The 17,342-nt window shown below is 60.2% G+C and carries 15 protein-coding genes and 1 pseudogene; 12 read left to right on the forward strand and 4 right to left on the reverse strand.

The window, feature by feature from the left end; all coding sequences use genetic code 11:
* Positions 1–68: 68 nt before the first annotated feature.
* Positions 69–1,556: a helicase HerA-like domain-containing protein gene (locus tag KFS80_RS02805; RefSeq protein WP_159812540.1), complete on the reverse strand. Its 1,488-nt coding sequence runs from the start codon at positions 1,554–1,556 to the stop codon at positions 69–71.
* Between the two features lie 186 nt (positions 1,557–1,742).
* Between KFS80_RS02805 and KFS80_RS27235 the strand changes: the two are divergent.
* The 5 genes and pseudogenes from KFS80_RS27235 to KFS80_RS02825 all read left to right on the forward strand — a co-directional run.
* Positions 1,743–2,774, forward strand: a pseudogene (locus KFS80_RS27235) (HAMP domain-containing protein); the annotation flags it as partial.
* 93 nt (positions 2,775–2,867) lie between these two features.
* Positions 2,868–3,632 (forward strand): methyl-accepting chemotaxis protein, encoded by a 765-nt coding sequence (locus KFS80_RS27240; RefSeq protein WP_371262383.1) that lies wholly within the window; start codon positions 2,868–2,870, stop codon positions 3,630–3,632.
* Between the two features lie 358 nt (positions 3,633–3,990).
* Complete coding sequence (locus KFS80_RS02815; protein ID WP_212543900.1) at positions 3,991–5,103, forward strand: N-acetylglucosaminyl phosphatidylglycerol synthase; 1,113 nt, start codon at positions 3,991–3,993, stop codon at positions 5,101–5,103.
* Positions 5,096–5,872, forward strand: coding sequence for an N-acetylglucosaminyl phosphatidylglycerol deacetylase (locus KFS80_RS02820; RefSeq protein ID WP_212543901.1), 777 nt, complete (start codon positions 5,096–5,098; stop codon positions 5,870–5,872). The genes KFS80_RS02815 and KFS80_RS02820 overlap by 8 nt, the downstream gene beginning before the upstream one ends.
* A complete protein-coding gene (locus KFS80_RS02825) occupies positions 5,869–6,864 on the forward strand; it encodes a glucosaminyl phosphatidylglycerol flippase (RefSeq protein ID WP_159812543.1) in 996 nt (331 codons plus the stop codon). The genes KFS80_RS02820 and KFS80_RS02825 overlap by 4 nt, the downstream gene beginning before the upstream one ends.
* Before the next feature lie 54 nt (positions 6,865–6,918).
* On the opposite strand, the gene KFS80_RS02830 is transcribed toward KFS80_RS02825, so the two are convergent.
* A complete protein-coding gene (locus KFS80_RS02830) occupies positions 6,919–7,092 on the reverse strand; it encodes a hypothetical protein (protein WP_212543902.1) in 174 nt (57 codons plus the stop codon).
* Between the two features lie 85 nt (positions 7,093–7,177).
* Complete coding sequence (gene purU / locus KFS80_RS02835; RefSeq protein WP_007912774.1) at positions 7,178–8,026, reverse strand: formyltetrahydrofolate deformylase; 849 nt, start codon at positions 8,024–8,026, stop codon at positions 7,178–7,180.
* A gap of 337 nt (positions 8,027–8,363) precedes the next feature.
* On the opposite strand from purU, the gene mvaT reads away from it, so the two are divergent.
* Complete coding sequence (gene mvaT / locus KFS80_RS02840) at positions 8,364–8,741, forward strand: histone-like nucleoid-structuring protein MvaT (protein ID WP_007933316.1); 378 nt, start codon at positions 8,364–8,366, stop codon at positions 8,739–8,741.
* A gap of 97 nt (positions 8,742–8,838) precedes the next feature.
* Here the strand turns inward: mvaT and sbcB are convergent, their stop codons facing one another.
* Positions 8,839–10,269: an exodeoxyribonuclease I gene (gene sbcB / locus KFS80_RS02845; RefSeq protein WP_212543903.1), complete on the reverse strand. Its 1,431-nt coding sequence runs from the start codon at positions 10,267–10,269 to the stop codon at positions 8,839–8,841.
* A gap of 180 nt (positions 10,270–10,449) precedes the next feature.
* Between sbcB and KFS80_RS02850 the strand changes: the two genes are divergently transcribed.
* From KFS80_RS02850 to KFS80_RS02875, 6 genes are all read left to right on the forward strand, one after another.
* Positions 10,450–11,175, forward strand: coding sequence for an RDD family protein (locus tag KFS80_RS02850; protein ID WP_212543904.1), 726 nt, complete (start codon positions 10,450–10,452; stop codon positions 11,173–11,175).
* Positions 11,172–12,149, forward strand: a complete 978-nt coding sequence (locus KFS80_RS02855; RefSeq protein ID WP_212543905.1) for a stage II sporulation protein M — start codon at positions 11,172–11,174, stop codon at positions 12,147–12,149. The genes KFS80_RS02850 and KFS80_RS02855 overlap by 4 nt, the downstream gene beginning before the upstream one ends.
* On the forward strand, positions 12,136–13,683 hold the full coding sequence (locus KFS80_RS02860) for a DUF4129 domain-containing protein (RefSeq protein WP_212543906.1): 1,548 nt from the start codon (positions 12,136–12,138) through the stop codon (positions 13,681–13,683). The genes KFS80_RS02855 and KFS80_RS02860 overlap by 14 nt, the downstream gene beginning before the upstream one ends.
* A complete protein-coding gene (locus KFS80_RS02865) occupies positions 13,680–14,843 on the forward strand; it encodes a DUF4350 domain-containing protein (RefSeq protein ID WP_212543907.1) in 1,164 nt (387 codons plus the stop codon). The genes KFS80_RS02860 and KFS80_RS02865 overlap by 4 nt, the downstream gene beginning before the upstream one ends.
* On the forward strand, positions 14,840–15,841 hold the full coding sequence (locus tag KFS80_RS02870; RefSeq protein ID WP_053123333.1) for an AAA family ATPase: 1,002 nt from the start codon (positions 14,840–14,842) through the stop codon (positions 15,839–15,841). Before KFS80_RS02865 ends, KFS80_RS02870 begins: the two co-directional genes overlap by 4 nt.
* A gap of 109 nt (positions 15,842–15,950) precedes the next feature.
* A complete protein-coding gene (locus KFS80_RS02875; RefSeq protein ID WP_212543908.1) occupies positions 15,951–17,282 on the forward strand; it encodes a DUF58 domain-containing protein in 1,332 nt (443 codons plus the stop codon).
* Positions 17,283–17,342: the final 60 nt, after the last annotated feature.

A 17,342-nucleotide genomic window follows, 5' to 3' on the forward strand; every position in this document is an offset into this window, starting at 1 on the left:
GTCATTCAACCTATGTTGTGTCTGACATGACGCCTTCGCGAGCAAGCTCTGCTCCTACAAAAGCAGGATCAGCGGCGTTTGCTGCCGCCTAGTAAAGAGCCCATCAGGCCGCGCACCAGTTGTTTGCCGAGGTTGTTCGCGGCTTGGCGCATCGCGGATTTCAGTGCCTGCCCAGCGGCGGTGCCGAGGAATTCTCCGGCTCTGTCAGCGAGACTTGGCTCTTCAGCCGCAGGTTTACCGGCAGGTGTCTCAGCCTCCGGCGCCAGGCCTTTGCGCCCCATGAGGATTTCATACGCCGACTCGCGATCAATTGGCTTGTCATACCGTCCCTTGAACGGCGAGCCGGCGATCAGCGTGGTGCGTTCGGTCTCAGTCAACGGCCCAATCCGCGATTGCGGCGGCGCCACCAGCACACGCTGCACCATCTCTGGCGTGCCCTTCTCTGCCAGCGTGCCGACCAGCGCCTCGCCGATCCCCAGCTCCGTCAGCACCGACAACGTATCGAACGCCGGATTCGGCCGGAAGCCGTCCGCCACCGCGCGCAGGGATTTCTGTTCCTTGGCGGTGAACGCGCGCAGACCGTGCTGGATGCGCAAACCGAGCTGCGCCAACACGTCATCGGGCAAATCCGCCGGCGACTGCGTGACGAAATACACGCCAACGCCTTTCGAACGGATCAAGCGCACCACCTGCTCCAGCCGCTCCTGCAAAGCCTTCGGCGTATCGCCAAACAACAAATGCGCCTCATCGAAAAACAGCGCCAGCAGCGGTTTGTCGGCGTCGCCGCGCTCTGGCAACTGCTCGAACAGTTCGGCCAGCAGCCACAGCAGGAACGTCGCGTAAACCTTCGGCGCTTCATGCACCAGACGACTGGCGTCGAGCAAATGAATACGCCCACGGCCATCAGCGGCCGGTTGCAGGATGTCTTCAAGTTGCAGCGCCGGCTCGCCGAACAAAGCTTCCGCGCCCTGCTGCTCGAGGGTCGCCAAACGGCGCAACAGCGCCTGACTGGAACCGGTGGTCATCAGCGCGGCGTCTTCGCCCAACAGCTGCGGATTTTCCTTGAGGTGATTGAGCAGCGCTTTCAGATCTTTCAGATCCAGCAACAACAACCCTTCGCGGTCAGCGACCTTGAACGCCGCGTACAGCGCCGACTGCTGACTGTCGGTGAGTTCCAGCAGGCTGCCGATCAGCAGCGGGCCCATTTCACTCAGCGTGGTGCGCAGTGGATGACCGGATTCACCGTGGATATCCCACAAGGTCACCGGATAAGCCTGCGGCGTGTAATTGAGCCACGGCATACCGGCGATGCGCTCGGCGATCTTGCCCTGCGGGTTGGCGGCGGCACCGAGGCCGCACAAATCGCCCTTGATGTCAGCGGCGAACACCGCCACGCCGGCATCACTGAACGCTTCAGCCAGACGCTGCAAGGTCACGGTTTTACCGGTACCGGTCGCGCCGGCGATCAGCCCGTGACGGTTCGCCAGGCGCATGGCCTGGCCAATCGGTTGCCCCGTGAGATCGGCGCCGATTACGAGTTGCGATGAGTCAGGCATTTTGTCACCCATGGTTAATCTTTGATTCGCTTTGGCCGATAGATAAAACGTGAACCTGGCTGAAAAGTCGGTAGGACATTTCCCTAAGGAGAGACGGAAATATTCACGTGTACTCACCCTTGCCCATAGTGCGCGCCTTTATAAAAGCACGCCCAGGACATTAAGACCTTAGCGGAACCCCAAGCCATGAACAAAAATCTGCGCTTCAGCCATAAAATTTTGCTTGCCGCCGCCCTCATCGTCATCGCCGCTTTCGCCTCGTTTACGCTGTACAACGACTGGTTGCAGCGCAACGCGATCCGCGATGACCTGAACAACTATCTCAACGAGATGGGCGAAGTCACTGCCGGAAACATTCAAACCTGGCTCAACGGTCGCATCCTGCTGATCGAAAACGCCGCCCAGAACATCTCGATCAACCCCGAGCCCGCCAACGTCGCCAGCCTGCTGGAACAGAAAACCCTGACCTCGACGTTCATGGCCACCTACCTCGGCGACGCCACCGGCCACTTCACCATCCGCCCGGACACGAAGATGCCAGAGGGTTTCGATCCACGGGTGCGCCCTTGGTATAAAGGTGCCGAAGGCAGCAGCACCTCGACCCTGACCGAACCGTACATCGATGCGGCCACAGGCCAGTTGATCATCTCCATCGCCACCGCCTCGAAAAAGGCCGGCCAAAGCGTCGGCGTGGTCGGCGGCGATCTGAGCCTGCAATCGCTCATCGACACCCTCGCCGCCCGAGATTTTGACGGCATGGGTTATGTGTTTTTGGTCAGCGCCGACGGCAAGATCCTCGTGCACCCGGACAAGGCCTTGGTGATGAAATCACTGAAAGACGCCTTCCCGCAGGACACCCCGCGCATCAGCGGCGACTTCAGCGAAGTCACCGTCGATGGCAAAACCCGCATCGTCACTTTCGCGCCGATCAAAGGCTTGCCGTCGGTGAACTGGTACATCGGCCTGTCCGTAGATAAAGATCAGGCGTTCGCCATGCTCAGCGAATTCCGCACCTCGGCGGTGATTGCGACGGTGATCGCGGTGGCAATCATCCTCGCGCTGCTCGGCATGCTGATCCGCATTCTGATCCAGCCGCTGCACGTAATGACCCGCGCCATGGAAGACATCGCCGACGGCGAAGGCGACCTGACCAAACGCCTGACCATCGTCAATAACGATGAATTTGGTGTGTTGGGCACCGCGTTCAACCGTTTCGTCGAGCGCATTCATGGCTCGATCCGCGAAGTGTCGTCGGCCACCGGGCAAGTCAACGAAGTTGCGCTGCGCGTGGTCGCCGCGTCGAACTCGTCGATGTACAACTCCGATCAGCAAGCCTCGCGCACCAGCAGCGTCGCCGCAGCGATCAATCAACTTGGCGCCGCCGCTCAGGAAATCGCCCGCAATGCCGCGCAGGCTTCGAACCAGGCCAGCGATGCGCGTGGCCTCGCCGAAGACGGCCAGCAAGTGGTGGATCGCAGCATCAAGGCGATGAATCAGCTGTCGAGCATGCTCAGTGCGTCGAGCAGCAACATCGAGTCGCTGAACAGCAAAACCGTGAACATCGGCCAGATTCTTGAAGTGATCACCAGCATCTCCCAGCAAACCAACCTGCTGGCGCTCAACGCCGCGATCGAAGCGGCGCGTGCCGGTGAGGCCGGGCGTGGCTTTGCGGTGGTGGCGGATGAAGTGCGCAACCTCGCGCACCGCACGCAGGAATCGGCGCAGCAGGTGCAGACGATGATCGAGGAGCTGCAAGTCGGCGCCCGGGAGTCGGTCAGCACCATGAGTGAAAGTCAGCGTCACAGTCAGGACAGCGTCGAGATTGCCAACCTTGCCGGCGAGCGTTTGAACAGCGTGACCTTGCGGATTGGCGAGATTGACGGGATGAACCAGTCAGTTGCGACGGCGACGGAAGAGCAGACGGCGGTGGTGGAGTCGATCAATGTTGATATCACCGAGATCAATACGCTGAACCAGGAAGGGGTGGAAAACCTGCAGGCGACGTTGCGGGCGTGTTCAGATCTGGAACAGCAGGCTTCGCGGTTGAAGCAGTTGGTGGGTAGTTTCAGGATTTAAGATCAAAAGCTTTACCCCCTCACCCCAGCCCTCTCCCCCAAGGGGGCGAGGGGGAAAGGGAGCAGATCTTCAAGCCTTTCAAAACCTGAGTTCACCTCAGGTCTCTCAAGTCGGCGTACCTCCAACATCCCCCCCAATCAGTCCCCTCTCCCTGCGGGAGAGGGTGGGGGGCTCTTCAAAACCTGAGTTCACCTCAGGTCTCTCAAGTCGGCGTACCTCCAGCATCCACCTCGGTCAGTCCCCTCTCCCTCGGGAGAGGGCTAGGGTGAGGGGCCGCTTCAGCGCGGATTCCGACCGAACCATCCATTGCGCACATAGGTCAACCAAGGGAGTACCACGCAGCGGAGGGTTGATCACCGTGCACATCGCCGACATCACCATGTTTTACGCCCCGGCCAGCGGTGGCGTGCGCACGTATCTGGATGCCAAACATCGTCGTTTGGGCTTCAAACCCGGCATTCGCCACAGCCTGCTGATCCCCGGCGCCCGCTTCGGCGAACACGACGGCGTTTACACGGTTCCCGCCCCCGCCCTGCCCTTCGGCAAAGGCTATCGCTTCCCGCTGCGCCTCGCGCCGTGGCGAAACGTCCTGCAGAATTTGCAGCCCGATCTGATCGAAGTCGGCGATCCCTACCTCACCGCGTGGGCCGCACTGGATGCCCGACGGCAACTGGATGTGCCGGTGATCGGCTTTTATCACTCGGATCTGCCGCTGCTGGTCGGCAATCGCATGGGCCATTGGGTTACGCCGAATGTCGAAGCGTATGTCACCAAGCTTTACGGCAACTTCGACCGAGTGCTCGCGCCAAGTCAGGTGATGGCCGACAAGCTCACCGGCCTCGGGGTGCGCAATGTCTTCGTGCAGCCGCTGGGCGTCGATCTGCAAACCTTTCACCCCGAGGCCCGCGACCCGAATCTGCGCGCAGAACTGGGCATCGCCGACGACACCCGCCTACTGATCTACGCCGGGCGCGGTTCAAAAGAGAAAAACCTGCCAGTGCTGCTCAAATGCATGCAACGCCTCGGCCCGCGCTATCACTTGCTGCTGGTCGGCTCGTCGATGCCCGCCGTGGTGCCGGACAATGTCAGCGTGATAGATGAATTCTGTCCGGCACCGCGCGTCGCGCAATTGATGGCCAGCGCCGATGCGCTGATCCATGCCGGCGATCAGGAAACCTTCGGCCTGGTGATTCTCGAAGCCATGGCCTGCGGCATTCCGGTGGTGGCGGTGGCGGCCGGGGCATTTGAAGAGATCGTCAACGAATCCTGCGGTTTGCTCTGCACACCGAATAATCCACAGGCGATGGCCAATGCCGTGCGCGAAGTGTTCAGTCGCGGCACTGTGAAACTGGGCGAGCAAGCGCGACAGCACGTTGAACAGCATTACGCGTGGGACACGGTGGTCGACAGTTTGCTCGGCCACTATCACGCCGTCCTCGGCCATGCGCTGCCCAAGGTGGCCAATGGCTGAGGCGCTGAATCGCCCCGCCGTGTTGTTGGTGCTGCATGACGTGGCACCGTCGACGTGGGCGGATTACCAACCGTTTGTCGAAGCCGTCGACGCGCTGGGCAGCGTGCCGATGACCTGGCTGGTCGTCCCCGATTTCCATCGGCACAACGCCCTCGACGAGCATCCGGCGTTTTGCCGACTGCTTGATGAGCGTGTTGCCCGCGGCGATGAGTTGGCCTTGCACGGTTTTTTCCATGACGATCAGGAACCCGGCCCAACCAGTCCGCGCGACTGGTTCATGCGCCGCGTTTACACCCACGAAGGCGAGTTTTATCGTTTGTCCCGCGAAACCGCCCTCGCCCGTCTGCGCGATGGCATCGAAGTCTTCCAGCGCCACGACTGGCCGTTGCACGGGTTCGTCGCCCCGGCGTGGTTGATGAGCGACGGCACCCGCCAAGCCCTGCGTGAATTACCGCTGAGCTACACCAGTGATCCACAGCATCTTTATCGATTGCCGGATTTCACCGCCATCGACGCGCCGGGTCTGGTCTGGAGTGCCCGCAGCGCCTGGCGTCGCGGTTTATCGAAAATTGTCAGTGAGCAGCGGCAACAGCGTTGGCGCCAGGCGCCGGTGATTCGGCTAGGCTTGCACCCAGTGGACATGCGCCACGGTTTTTCCCGCGATTACTGGCTGCACACCTTGCAGCAACTACTGAATGAAGGACGCGTACCGATGACCAAAATCCACTGGCTCGCCCAACAGCGCGGTCAATTGGGATCCGCTGCATGAGTCGCGGCATTCTGTTGTTGATCGGCCTGCTCGCGGCGGTGCTGATTCCGGTGGTGCTCGGTGGCGGCGAAACCTGGGCGCGCCTGCAAAGTTTTCCGCTGTTATGGCTGTTGATCATGTTCGGCATGATCCTGCTCTGCTGGGGCATCAATACCCTGCGCCTGCGCTTGTTGCTCGGCGATCAGCGCGACCGCGTCACGCCGCTGAAAAGCCTCGGCGTGGTGATGGCCGCCGAGTTCGCTTATTGCGCCACGCCCGGTGGTAGCGGTGGGCCGTTGACCATCATGGCGTTGCTCGCCCGCTGCGGTGTGCGTCCGGCCCGTGGCAGCGCGGTGTTTGCCATGGATCAACTCAGCGATTTGCTGTTCTTTCTCTGCGCCCTCAGTGGAATTCTGATTTATGCGTTGTTTCAACATCTGAGTGATCGCCTGGAGTGGTTGCTGACAGTCAGCGCGATTTCGTTGTTTGGCGGGTTGTTCAGTTGCGTGTTGATTGCGCGTTATCACCGCGCGTTGATTCGCTTGAGTGGCCGCTTATTGGTAAGGATGAACGTTAAACCGGGCACTCGCCGTCGCTGGGCGCGCAAGTTGCTGCACTTTCTCGCGGCGTTTACCGATACGTTGAAGTTGCCCTGGCAAACCCTGATCAAGGTGTTCGCGCTGACGTGTGTGCATTGGTTATTGCGTTACAGCGTGTTGTATCTGGCGTTGCGCGGGTTGGGCGCGGACTTGCAGTGGGCCTGGAGCTTTCTGGTGCAGATGCTTTCGCTGGGGGCCGGGCAATTCAGTTTATTGCCGGGGGGCGCGGGGGCGGCGGAATTGACTTCAGCGGCACTGTTGGCGCCGATGGTGGGGAAATCCACCGCAGCGGCGGCGATTCTGATTTGGCGGGTGGTGACGTATTACTTTTATCTGCTGGTGGGGGGGCCGGTGTTTTTGATGATGCTGGGGCGGCCGTTGTTGCGCAAATTGATGAAAGTGCCGCAGACGTAAAAAGATCGTCCGATCGCGGCCCGAGCCTGCGGCAGCTCCTACAGGGATCGCGTTTCAGGCATCGTTTTGTTTATCGTCGGACTCTTGCAACTGTTCCCACAACTCGGCCGCACCGGGAAACTCGGTGCCATCCTCCGGGGTCATGTCCTCGGGGTCGTAGCGACTCAAACAACCTTCGCCCAACGTCGCCGGTGCTTTGGACGTGGCTTTGTCCAGTGGATCACTCATGTAAGTTTCCTCGGGGCTTAAACGACAAAGGGTCTGAGCGATTGAACGCCCAGACCCTTGGTTTTTCAAGCCTGCGTGTGTTCGATCAGAACACCACAGTCTTGTTGCCGTGCACCAGCACGCGATCTTCGAGGTGATAACGCAGGCCGCGAGCCAGCACCATCTTCTCGACGTCACGGCCGAAACGCACCATGTCCTCGATGCTGTCGCTGTGGCTGACACGCACCACGTCCTGCTCGATGATCGGGCCGGCGTCCAGCTCTTCGGTCACGTAGTGGCAAGTCGCGCCAATCAGTTTCACGCCGCGCAGCGACGCCTGGTGGTACGGCTTGGCACCGACGAACGACGGCAGGAAGCTGTGGTGAATGTTGATCACCTTGTGCGCGTATTCGCGGCACATGTCCGGCGGCAGGATTTGCATGTAACGCGCCAGCACCACTACTTCAGCGTCGTGCTGTTTGACCAGACGCGACACTTCGTCGAACGCCGGTTGCTTGTCCTGCGGATTGACCGGGACGTGGTAATACGGGATGCCGTGCCACTCGACCATGCTGCGCAGGTCGTCGTGGTTGGAAATCACGCAGGAGATTTCGCAATCCAGCTCATCGCTGTGCCAGCGGTGCAACAAGTCCGCCAGGCAGTGCGATTCGCGGCTGGCCATCAGCACTACGCGCTTCTTCTGCTCAGTGTCGGTGATGCGCCAGTCCATCGAGAACTCTTCGGCGATCGGCGCAAACTTCTCGCGCAATACTTCAATACCGAATGGCAGCGAATCGGCACGAATTTCGTGACGCATGAAGAACCAACCCACCTGATTATCCGAGTGGTGGCTCGCTTCGGTGATCCAGCCATTGTGGGCTGCCAGAAAATTACTGACTTTGGCAACGATGCCAACGCGGTCCGGGCAAGAAATCACCAGACGAAAAGTGCGCATGAGGGGAAGACTCCAGAACTTCGCAAAGGCCGCCATTCTAGCGACTGCGCGGGAAAACTGCAGTATTGATGAGCGCTGGCGTGGCCGGCGGCGGATACCCACACTTTTTTGACGGAAACAAACGCCAGAGGGATGGCGCTTTGCTGGCATTGTTAAACAGACATTTGTGAATATCTGTGCTGACGGCTTCACACTATTTAACTGAACAATCAATTTGCGGCTATTTCTCGTAACTAATTTAAATAAAAACCCCGGTTAAATGTTTACTTGATGAAACAGCCTGACTATTATTGCGCCACTGTCCCCTGTCATTCAGCATTCTACTAAGGTAGTAATCATGTCCTTGATCAACGAATATCGCGCCACCGAAGAAGCTATCAAAGAGCTGCAAGCCCGTTTGAAGAACCTGTCGCAAGACGACAAACTGCAAACCGAGCTGGAATTCGAAGGCAAACTGCGCACCCTGATGGGCGAATACTCCAAGTCGCTGCGTGACATCATCGCGCTGCTGGACCCAGAGTCGAAAACCAAAGCACCACGCGGCGGCGCAGTAAAAACTACCGGCACCAAGCGTGCTCGCAAAGTTAAACAATACAAAAACCCGCACAACGGCGAAGTCATCGAAACCAAAGGTGGCAACCACAAAACTCTGAAAGAGTGGAAAGCCAAGTGGGGCGGCGACGTGGTTGAAGGCTGGGCTACCCTGCTGGGCTAAGCCGCAACGCCTTCGCAGAGCGATCCGCGAAAAAAAAAACGCCAGCGAATGCTGGCGTTTTTTTATGCCTGACGTTTAGTAAAAAACATGTTCGATTTCAAAGACCCAAACGTTTGCGCAATGCCTGGACATAACTCTGCCATTCATTGAGCACTGCGCTCTGCTCTGGCGTAGCACTAAGCAACCATTGCTCGGCCGCCTCGCTAAAAGATTTCAAGGTATTCGGCGCGCCGAATTCCGGGGCCGACAAACGTTGCTGACAAAATAATTTCCAGCGTGCCTGTTCTTCAGAATTCAACGTATCGGCAAAGTTACGTGCGCGATATCGAAAGAGTAATTCAGGCAAACGTTCATCATCGAACGGCCATTGCTCTTGTGCCAAATGTGCCGGGTCAGCGTTTCTCACTTGCTCACACAGACGCCGATCACGATCACCGATAAATCCGTCGTACAACTGTTGTTCCGGATCTTCACTCGGGGTGAAATCTTCGCTGGCATAAATAGCGGCGATTTTATCTTTCCAAACTTGTTGTGCGTCAGTTAGCCGCAGCGCGCGTTCCTGATAAAGCGCCATGTCCAGACCCAATCGTTGCTGATCGTCGGCGCGTAACACCGATAACGGCGCGACGACCGGGCAGCGATTGATGTGAATAATCTTCAGCGGCACCGGCAATTCGCCCTCAAGCAAATCGTCACGGCGCGTGTACAGACGCTGGCGCAGGGTTTGTGCGTCGAGATCGAGCAAGCCCTGTGGATCGAGGTGCAGGTCGCAAACAATCAGCGCGTTGCGGTTTTTCGGGTGCCAGGCCAGCGGCATGACCACACCGACATAACTGCGCGCTGCCGAGAAGCGTCCGGAGATGTGCACCAGCGGCTGCAACAGGCGAATCTGATCCATCACCTTCTGTTTGCTGCGCAACTGAAACAGCCAGTCATAGAGTTTTGGCTGCTTCTCGCGGATCAGTTTCGCCAGCGCAATGGTCGCGCGTACGTCCGACAACGCTTCGTGGGCATGGCCGTGATCGATGTTATTGGCGGCGGTCAGGCGTTCGAGTTTGAGGGTCACGCGACCCTCGTCATCGGTCGGCCACACCAGCCCGTCCGGGCGCAAGGCGTAAGCAGCGCGCACTACATCGATCAAATCCCAGCGACTGTTGCCGCCCTGCCATTCGCGGGCGTAGGGATCGAAGAAATTGCGATACAGGCTGTAACGGGTCATCTCGTCGTCGAAACGCAAGGAGTTGTAACCCGCGCCGCACGTACCGGGCGCGGCCAATTGCGCGTGAACCCGGGTCATGAAATCGGCTTCGCTCAAACCTTTTTCGGCGAGCTGACTGGGGGTGATGCCGGTGATTGCGCACGCCGCCGGGTGCGGCAGGATGTCTTCGCTGGGCTGGCAGTAAAGGTTGACCGGCTCGTCGATTTCGTTGAGCTCGTGGTCGGTGCGAATCCCGGCGACCTGCAGCGGGCGGTCGTTACGCGGATTGATGCCAGTGGTTTCGTAGTCGTACCAGAAGATTGAAGTCACGGGCGGATCCTGAACTGAAGATCGGCAAAGTCTAGGCGCTCAACCGCCGTCGCGGCCAGTCTTGAAACATTCAAACACCTGGCGACACATGCTGTGCCATACATAGTTATGTCGTTTCCCCCCGAGAGGCTGCTAGCATCGGTCGCACTTGCACTCAGAACAGGCGACATCAGGTAGCCCATGCTCGAGCCCACAGCACCGCCAAGGAAAGCACCGCTGGCCCCGCCGCTGGATACGCGGCATCAGGTCGAAACGCCGGAAGGCATCGACCTGCCCCTGCGCCCTGCCGGGTTGATGGTGCGGGCCGTGGCGTTCGCCATCGATCTGGGCATTCGCGGTGTGATCATGGGCGTGCTGTTTATCGCGTTGGCGTTCCTCGGCAAGCTCGGCATGGGCCTCGGTTCGCTGCTGCTGTTTGCGATCAGTTGGTGGTACATGGTGCTGTTCGAGGTGCTGCGTCAGGGACGCTCGCCGGGCAAACAGTGGATGGGCCTGCGCGTGGTACACGATGACGGCACGCCGGTTGGCTGGTCGGCCTCGTTGTTGCGCAATCTGCTGCGCTTCGTTGATTTGCTGCCGTTCGGCTACTTCCTCGGCAGCCTCAGTTGCCTGCAACACCCGACCTTCAAACGCCTCGGCGACATCGCTGCCGGCACGCTGGTGGTTTACAGCGAACGCCCGCTGACGCGTCCGCAATTGCCTGACGCCGAACCCCGGCGCTCGCCCGTGCCGCTGACGCTCAGCGAACAACGTGCAGTGCTCGGTTTTGCCGAACGTCAAGGCGAACTGTCACCGGCGCGGGTCAATGAACTGGCCGCCCTGCTCGCCCAGCCGCTGCATATCTCCGCGCCCAAAGCCGTTGCCGAACTCAACGGCATCGCGCGCGGTTTGTTGGGCCCGACATGAAGCAGAGCCTTTTCGAAAGTCGCCACAAGGCCGAATGGGAGCGTTTTGCGCTGGCCCTCGAACGCCTTGAACGCGGCAAAGACACCTCGCAAATCGCCGGTTTCCCGAGAACCTATCGCCGACTTTGCCAACATCTGGCGTTGGCGCAGGAACGCGGCTACAGCAGTTTTCTCATCGACTCGTTGCAGCAACACGTGCTGCGCGGCCATCAACAGCTGTACCGCCATCGCAGTCGCCTTGGCGCCAACCTGCTCAGTTTTATCCTTGCCGATTTCCCGCGACTGGTGCGCGCCGAATGGCCGTTTGTGCTGGTCGCCGCGCTGCTGTTTTTCGGCAGCCTGATCGGCGTCGGGGTGTTGGTGTATGTGTTTCCCGACCTCGTTTACAACCTGATTCCCGCCGATCAAGTGCGCGAGATGCAAGGCATGTACGACCCGGTCGCCGGCCACCTAGGGCGCCCCGCCGAACGCGCGGCCAGTGAAGACTGGGTGATGTTCGGCTACTACGTGATGCACAACATCGGCATCGCCTTTCAGACCTTCGCCAGTGGATTGTTGATGGGCGTGGGCAGCGCATTCTTTCTGTTCTACAACGGGCTGGTCATCGGCGCGGTGGCCGGGCATCTGACCGAGATCGGTTTCGGCCAGACCTTCTGGTCGTTCGTCATCGCCCATGGCGCTTTCGAACTGACGGCGATTGCTCTCGCCGGCGCGGCCGGTCTGGAACTCGGCTGGGCGTTGATCGCGCCCGGGCGCCTGACCCGCGCCGAGGCCCTGAAACGCGCGGCGCGCAAAAGCGTGTTACTGGTCTGCGGGGTGATGTTGTTCCTGCTGATCGCAGCGTTTATCGAGGCCTATTGGTCATCGAAAACCAGTGTCGCGCCGCTGACCAAATACCTGGTCGGCGCCGGACTCTGGACGTTGGTCGCGTGCTACCTGCTGTTCGCCGGAAGGACACGCCATGCGCCTGAGTGACGCCACCGTGGTGATCCGCCCGCGCACGACTTGGGAAGCCATGGATCTGGGCGTGCTCATGTGTCAGCAACATCGACGCTTGCTGATGACCAGTTGGGCGATCGTCACCTTGCCGCTGTTCGCCCTGCTCAGCCTGGTGTTTTGGGATTCGCCGACGCTGGCCGTGTTTATATTCTGGTGGCTGAAACCGGCGTACGAACGCCTGCCGTTGTACATCCTGTCCAAAGCGCTGTTCGGCGAAACGCCCACCCTCAAACAAGCGCTGCGCGGATGGCCGCGCCTGCTCAAACCGCAACTGCTGGCCAGCCTGACTTGGCGCCGCTTGAGCTTCAGCCGCAGCTTTCTGCTGCCGGTGGTGCAACTCGAAGGCCTCGACGGCACCGCTCGCCAACAACGCCTGCAAGTGCTGTTGCAGCGCAACGCCGGCGCGGCGCAATGGTTGACCATCATTGGCGTGCATCTGGAGACTGCGCTGTGGATCGGCTTGATGGTGCTGTTCTATCTGTTGCTGCCGCAGCAAGTGGAAACCGATTGGGACTGGCAGTCGCTGATTCTCTCGGCCGATCACGAATGGCGCTGGCTAGAACACCTGACCAACGCTTTTTATGCGCTGGTGCTGGTGGTGTGGGAACCGATCTACGTCGCCTGCGGATTCAGCCTGTATCTGAACCGCCGCACGCAACTGGAAGCGTGGGACATCGAACTGGTGTTCCGGCGTTTGCGCCAGCGCCTGAACAACGGCGTGCTTGGTCTGCTGCTGGCGATCTGTCTGGTGCTGCCGAATGTGCCCTCGGTCTGGGCGGCTGAACCCGCCCCCCGTCCGGATGCACCGCGCTTGTTAAATCAGCCGCTGACCAGTCAGGCCTCCCACGACAGCATCAAGGCCTTGCTCGAACAACCGCCGTTCAAGAACAAGGAATCGGTCACCCGCTACCGTTTTGGCGAAGACCCGGCAGCGCCGGCCAAAGACGCAAAACCCGGCGACGCACCGCAATGGTTGAAAACCCTGCTGGGCTGGCTAGACGGTCGACACTTCAACGTGTTGGCCAAGCTGATCGAGGTGCTGTTGTGGGGTGTGCTGATTGCCTTGATCGGTTGGCTGATCTGGCGCTATCGCGAGTTCCTGCGGGCCTTCGTCAGTCGCCGGCCGAAACTGCCAGCACTGCCAAAACGAGCGGTGCCGCAGCAAGCGTTCGGTCTGGATTTGAACCGCGACACCTTGCCCGACGACATCGCCGCCAGCGCCGAACAACTCTGGCTCAGCCAACCGCGAGCGGCGTTGAGCTTGCTCTATCGCGGTCTGCTCAGCCATCTGCTGCATGACTTCGATCTGACGCTGAAACCTGCCGACACCGAAAATCAGGTGCTGGCGCGCGTAGAACAATTGCAGCGACCGGAGTTGCTCGCCTTCAGTCGCAACCTCACTGTGCACTGGCAGAACATGGCCTACGGGCATCGAATCCCGGCGGCGCATCTGCAACAGGAATTGTGCGACGGCTGGCGCGCCTTGTTTGGCCACGGAGCTGCCCGTTGAATCGCCGTACCCTGTGCTGGGTCGGCGCAGTGCTCGTCGCACTGCTGATCGCATTGAGCGTGTTTCTGGTTCTCAAGGCCAAGCCGTATCAGGAAGAAGTCGATCACGGCCCGTCCCCTGCTGCCCAAGCCAATCCGTATCTGGCGGCGGAAATGTTTTTGCGTGAGCGCGGCCTCAAGGTCAGTCATGCCGAAAGCCTTTCCGTGCTGCCGGATATTGACCCACGCCGACACACGCTGCTGCTGTTCAACGACCGCTCACGCATGACCCCACGCCAGGTCGAGCAAGTGTTGAACTGGACGCGGGCCGGCGGGCGACTGGTGTTTGTCGCTGAATCGTTATGGGACGAACAGACCAAACAGAGCAACGACCTGCTGCTCGATCGCGTGCAACTGCATCAATCGCTGAGCAAGGATCTCAAGGATCCGCCCAAAGACCTTGAGCAAGACCCCTTCCCGAAATTGACCAAGCTGTATGTGGAGGATGAAGACGCGCCGGCCTATGCCGGGTTCGACACGGACTTCCACCTCGACGACCCGAAAAACCTCGCGCAAGCCTGGGCCAACAGCGGCAAAGCCACGCACATGATGCAACTGCCTTACAGCCTCGGCTCGATCACCGTGGTCACTGACGCCGAGCTGTGGAAAAGCCAGACCATCGCTCAATACGACAATGCCTGGCTGCTCTGGTACCTGAGCGCCGACACCGACGTCACGCTGATTTACAACAGCGAACACGACGGTTTGCTGACCTTGCTCTGGCGCTACTTCCCGCAGGCCATCGTCGCCCTGCTCGCCTTGATCGGCCTGTGGTTGTGGCATATCGGTGTGCGCCACGGCCCGCTTCAGGCGCCGGCGCCCAGTGGCCGTCGACAGTTGCAGGAACACCTGCGTGCCAGCGCTGATTTCCTGCTGCGCCACAACGGTCAGCAAGCGCTGCTGCAAGCATTGCAACAAGACGTGTTGCGCCGCGCGCGCCGTCGCCATCCCGGTTTTGATCGATTGAACGTTGCCGAACAATGGCTGGCACTGTCACGCCTGACCCGCCAGCCCACCCGCGCCATCAGCCAGGCCCTGAGCCCGGTTCCGAACCAGCGTTTGTCCAGCGCCGAGTTCTGCCGTCAGGTCGCCCACCTGCAAACCTTGAGGAACACGCTATGAGTGAACAGACCGAGCCCGGCAGCGCCAGCCACGCCGCCCAGCAACGCCAGCGCGCCAGCCAACTGGCGCAAGCGGTTCGCAGCGAATTGCAGAAAGCTTTGATTGGCCAGAATCAGGTAATCGACGACGTGCTGACCGCGCTGATCGCCGGTGGTCACGTGCTGCTCGAAGGTGTGCCGGGGCTGGGTAAAACCTTGCTGGTGCGCGCATTGGCGCGCTGCTTCGGTGGCGAGTTCGCGCGTATCCAGTTCACCCCGGATCTGATGCCCAGCGACGTCACCGGTCATGCCGTCTATGACCTGCAAACCGAGCAGTTCAAATTGCGCAAAGGCCCGCTGTTCACCAATTTGCTGCTGGCCGACGAGATCAACCGCGCCCCGGCGAAAACCCAGGCGGCGCTGCTCGAAGCGATGCAAGAAAGGCAAGTCACCCTCGAAGGCCGCGCCCTGCCCATCGCTCAGCCGTTCATGGTGCTGGCCACGCAAAACCCGATTGAACAGGAAGGCACTTACCCGCTGCCCGAAGCCGAACTCGACCGCTTCATGCTCAAGGTGCGCATGGATTACCCCGACGCCGATCAGGAGTTGAACATGGTGCGTCAGGTCAGTCGCTCGACCCGCGCCGACATGCTTGATGTGCAACCGTTGCGCACCGTGCTGCAAGCCAAGGACGTGCAAGCGCTGCAACGCATTGCCAGTGATTTGCCGCTGGACGATCAAGTCCTCGATTACGCCGTACGACTGGCGCGCAGCACGCGCAGTTGGCCGGGGCTGACCCTCGGCGCCGGGCCTCGCGCCTCGATTGCCCTGGTGCGCTGCGCCCGCGCCCGCGCCCTGTTGCGCGGCGGCGAATTCGTCATCCCCGACGACATCAAAGGCTGCGCGCTGGCCGTGCTGCGCCACCGGGTACGCATCGCCCCGGAACTGGACATCGAAGGCCTGCAAGTCGATCAGGTATTGCAGCAACTGCTCGACCAGATCCCGGCGCCGCGCCTGTGAAATCCGTTTTGGGCAGAAAAGATCGCAGCCTCCGGCAGCTCCTACACATCACTCATGCAGGAGCTGCCGAAGGCTGCGATCTTTTCAACAGACAGCCCGGTGCCAAGCCATGAAACCATCAAAACTCTTACTAATCTGGCTAACACTGCTCATGGCCATCGGCATCGCCCTGGGCACCTTGCAGGCACTGCAAATCGCCCTCCCGCCAAGCCTGCCGGCGATCACCTGGGGCTTGCTCCTCGCCCTGCTGGCCCTGGCCGCCATCGATGCCCTGCGCCTCAAACGCCTGCCCGCCATCCGCGTCAAACGGCACATGCCCGGCAGCCTCGCACTTGGTCGCTGGAGCGAAATCCGCCTGGACGTTGAACACCCCTTCAGCGAGCCACTGCACCTGCACATCTTCGATCATGTCCCGGAAGGCTTGAGCTTCGAAAACCTGCCGCTCAGCGTCGAACTGCAGCCCGGCAAAATCAGCCAAGTCGGCTACCGCCTGCGCCCCCTCCAGCGCGGTCATTTCAGCTTTGAACGCTGCGAAATCAACCTGCCCAGCCCGCTGGGTTTATGGACAGGCAAACGCCTGCTCGACGTCACCGATCACACCCGCGTCTACCCGGACTTCGCCCGCCTCTACGGCGGTGAACTGCTGGCCGTGGACAACTGGCTCAGTCAGCTCGGCGTGCGGCAAAAGCAGCGCCGTGGTCAGGGTCTGGAATTTCATCAACTGCGCGAATTTCGCGAAGGCGACAGCCTGCGCCAGATCGACTGGAAAGCCACCGCCCGCCAGCGCACACCGATTGCCCGTGAATATCAGGACGAACGCGATCAGCAGATCATCTTCATGCTCGATTGTGGCCGCCGCATGCGTAGCCAGGACGACGAACTCTCGCACTTCGACCATGCGCTGAATGCTTGTTTACTGCTCAGCTACGTGGCCCTGCGTCAGGGCGATGCGGTGGGTTTGTGTACCCTGGCCAATGCCCAGCCGCATTACCTCGCACCGGTTAAAGGTGCGGGTCAGCTCAATATCGTTCTCAACAGTGTCTACGACCTGCAAAGCACTCAGCGCACGGCGGACTATCAAGCGGCCGTCAGCCAACTGCTGTCGCGGCAAAAGCGTCGGGCGCTGGTGATACTGGTCACCAACCTGCGCGATGACGACGACGAGGAACTGCTCACCGCCGTCAAACGCTTGAGCCAGCAGCATCGAGTGTTGGTGGCGAGCCTGCGTGAAGGCGTACTTGATCAAGTGCCGCAGAGCACCGTTCAGACACTGGATGAAGCGTTGACCTATTGCGGCACCGTGGACTATCTGAATGCGCGCAATGAATGCCATGAAAGGTTGACCGCACATGGCGTTCATACGCTGGATGTGCGGCCACAGTCGTTAGGGACTGAGTTGGTGACGCGTTACTTGAGCTGGAAGAAGGCTGGTACGTTTTGAAGGTGGTTTATTCCCACGCAGCATTTTCAACGGACTACTGATCCGATCTACAGCCTGTTC

The sequence above is a fragment of the Pseudomonas rustica genome, from assembly GCF_018336155.1.
GTDB lineage: Bacteria > Pseudomonadota > Gammaproteobacteria > Pseudomonadales > Pseudomonadaceae > Aquipseudomonas > Aquipseudomonas rustica.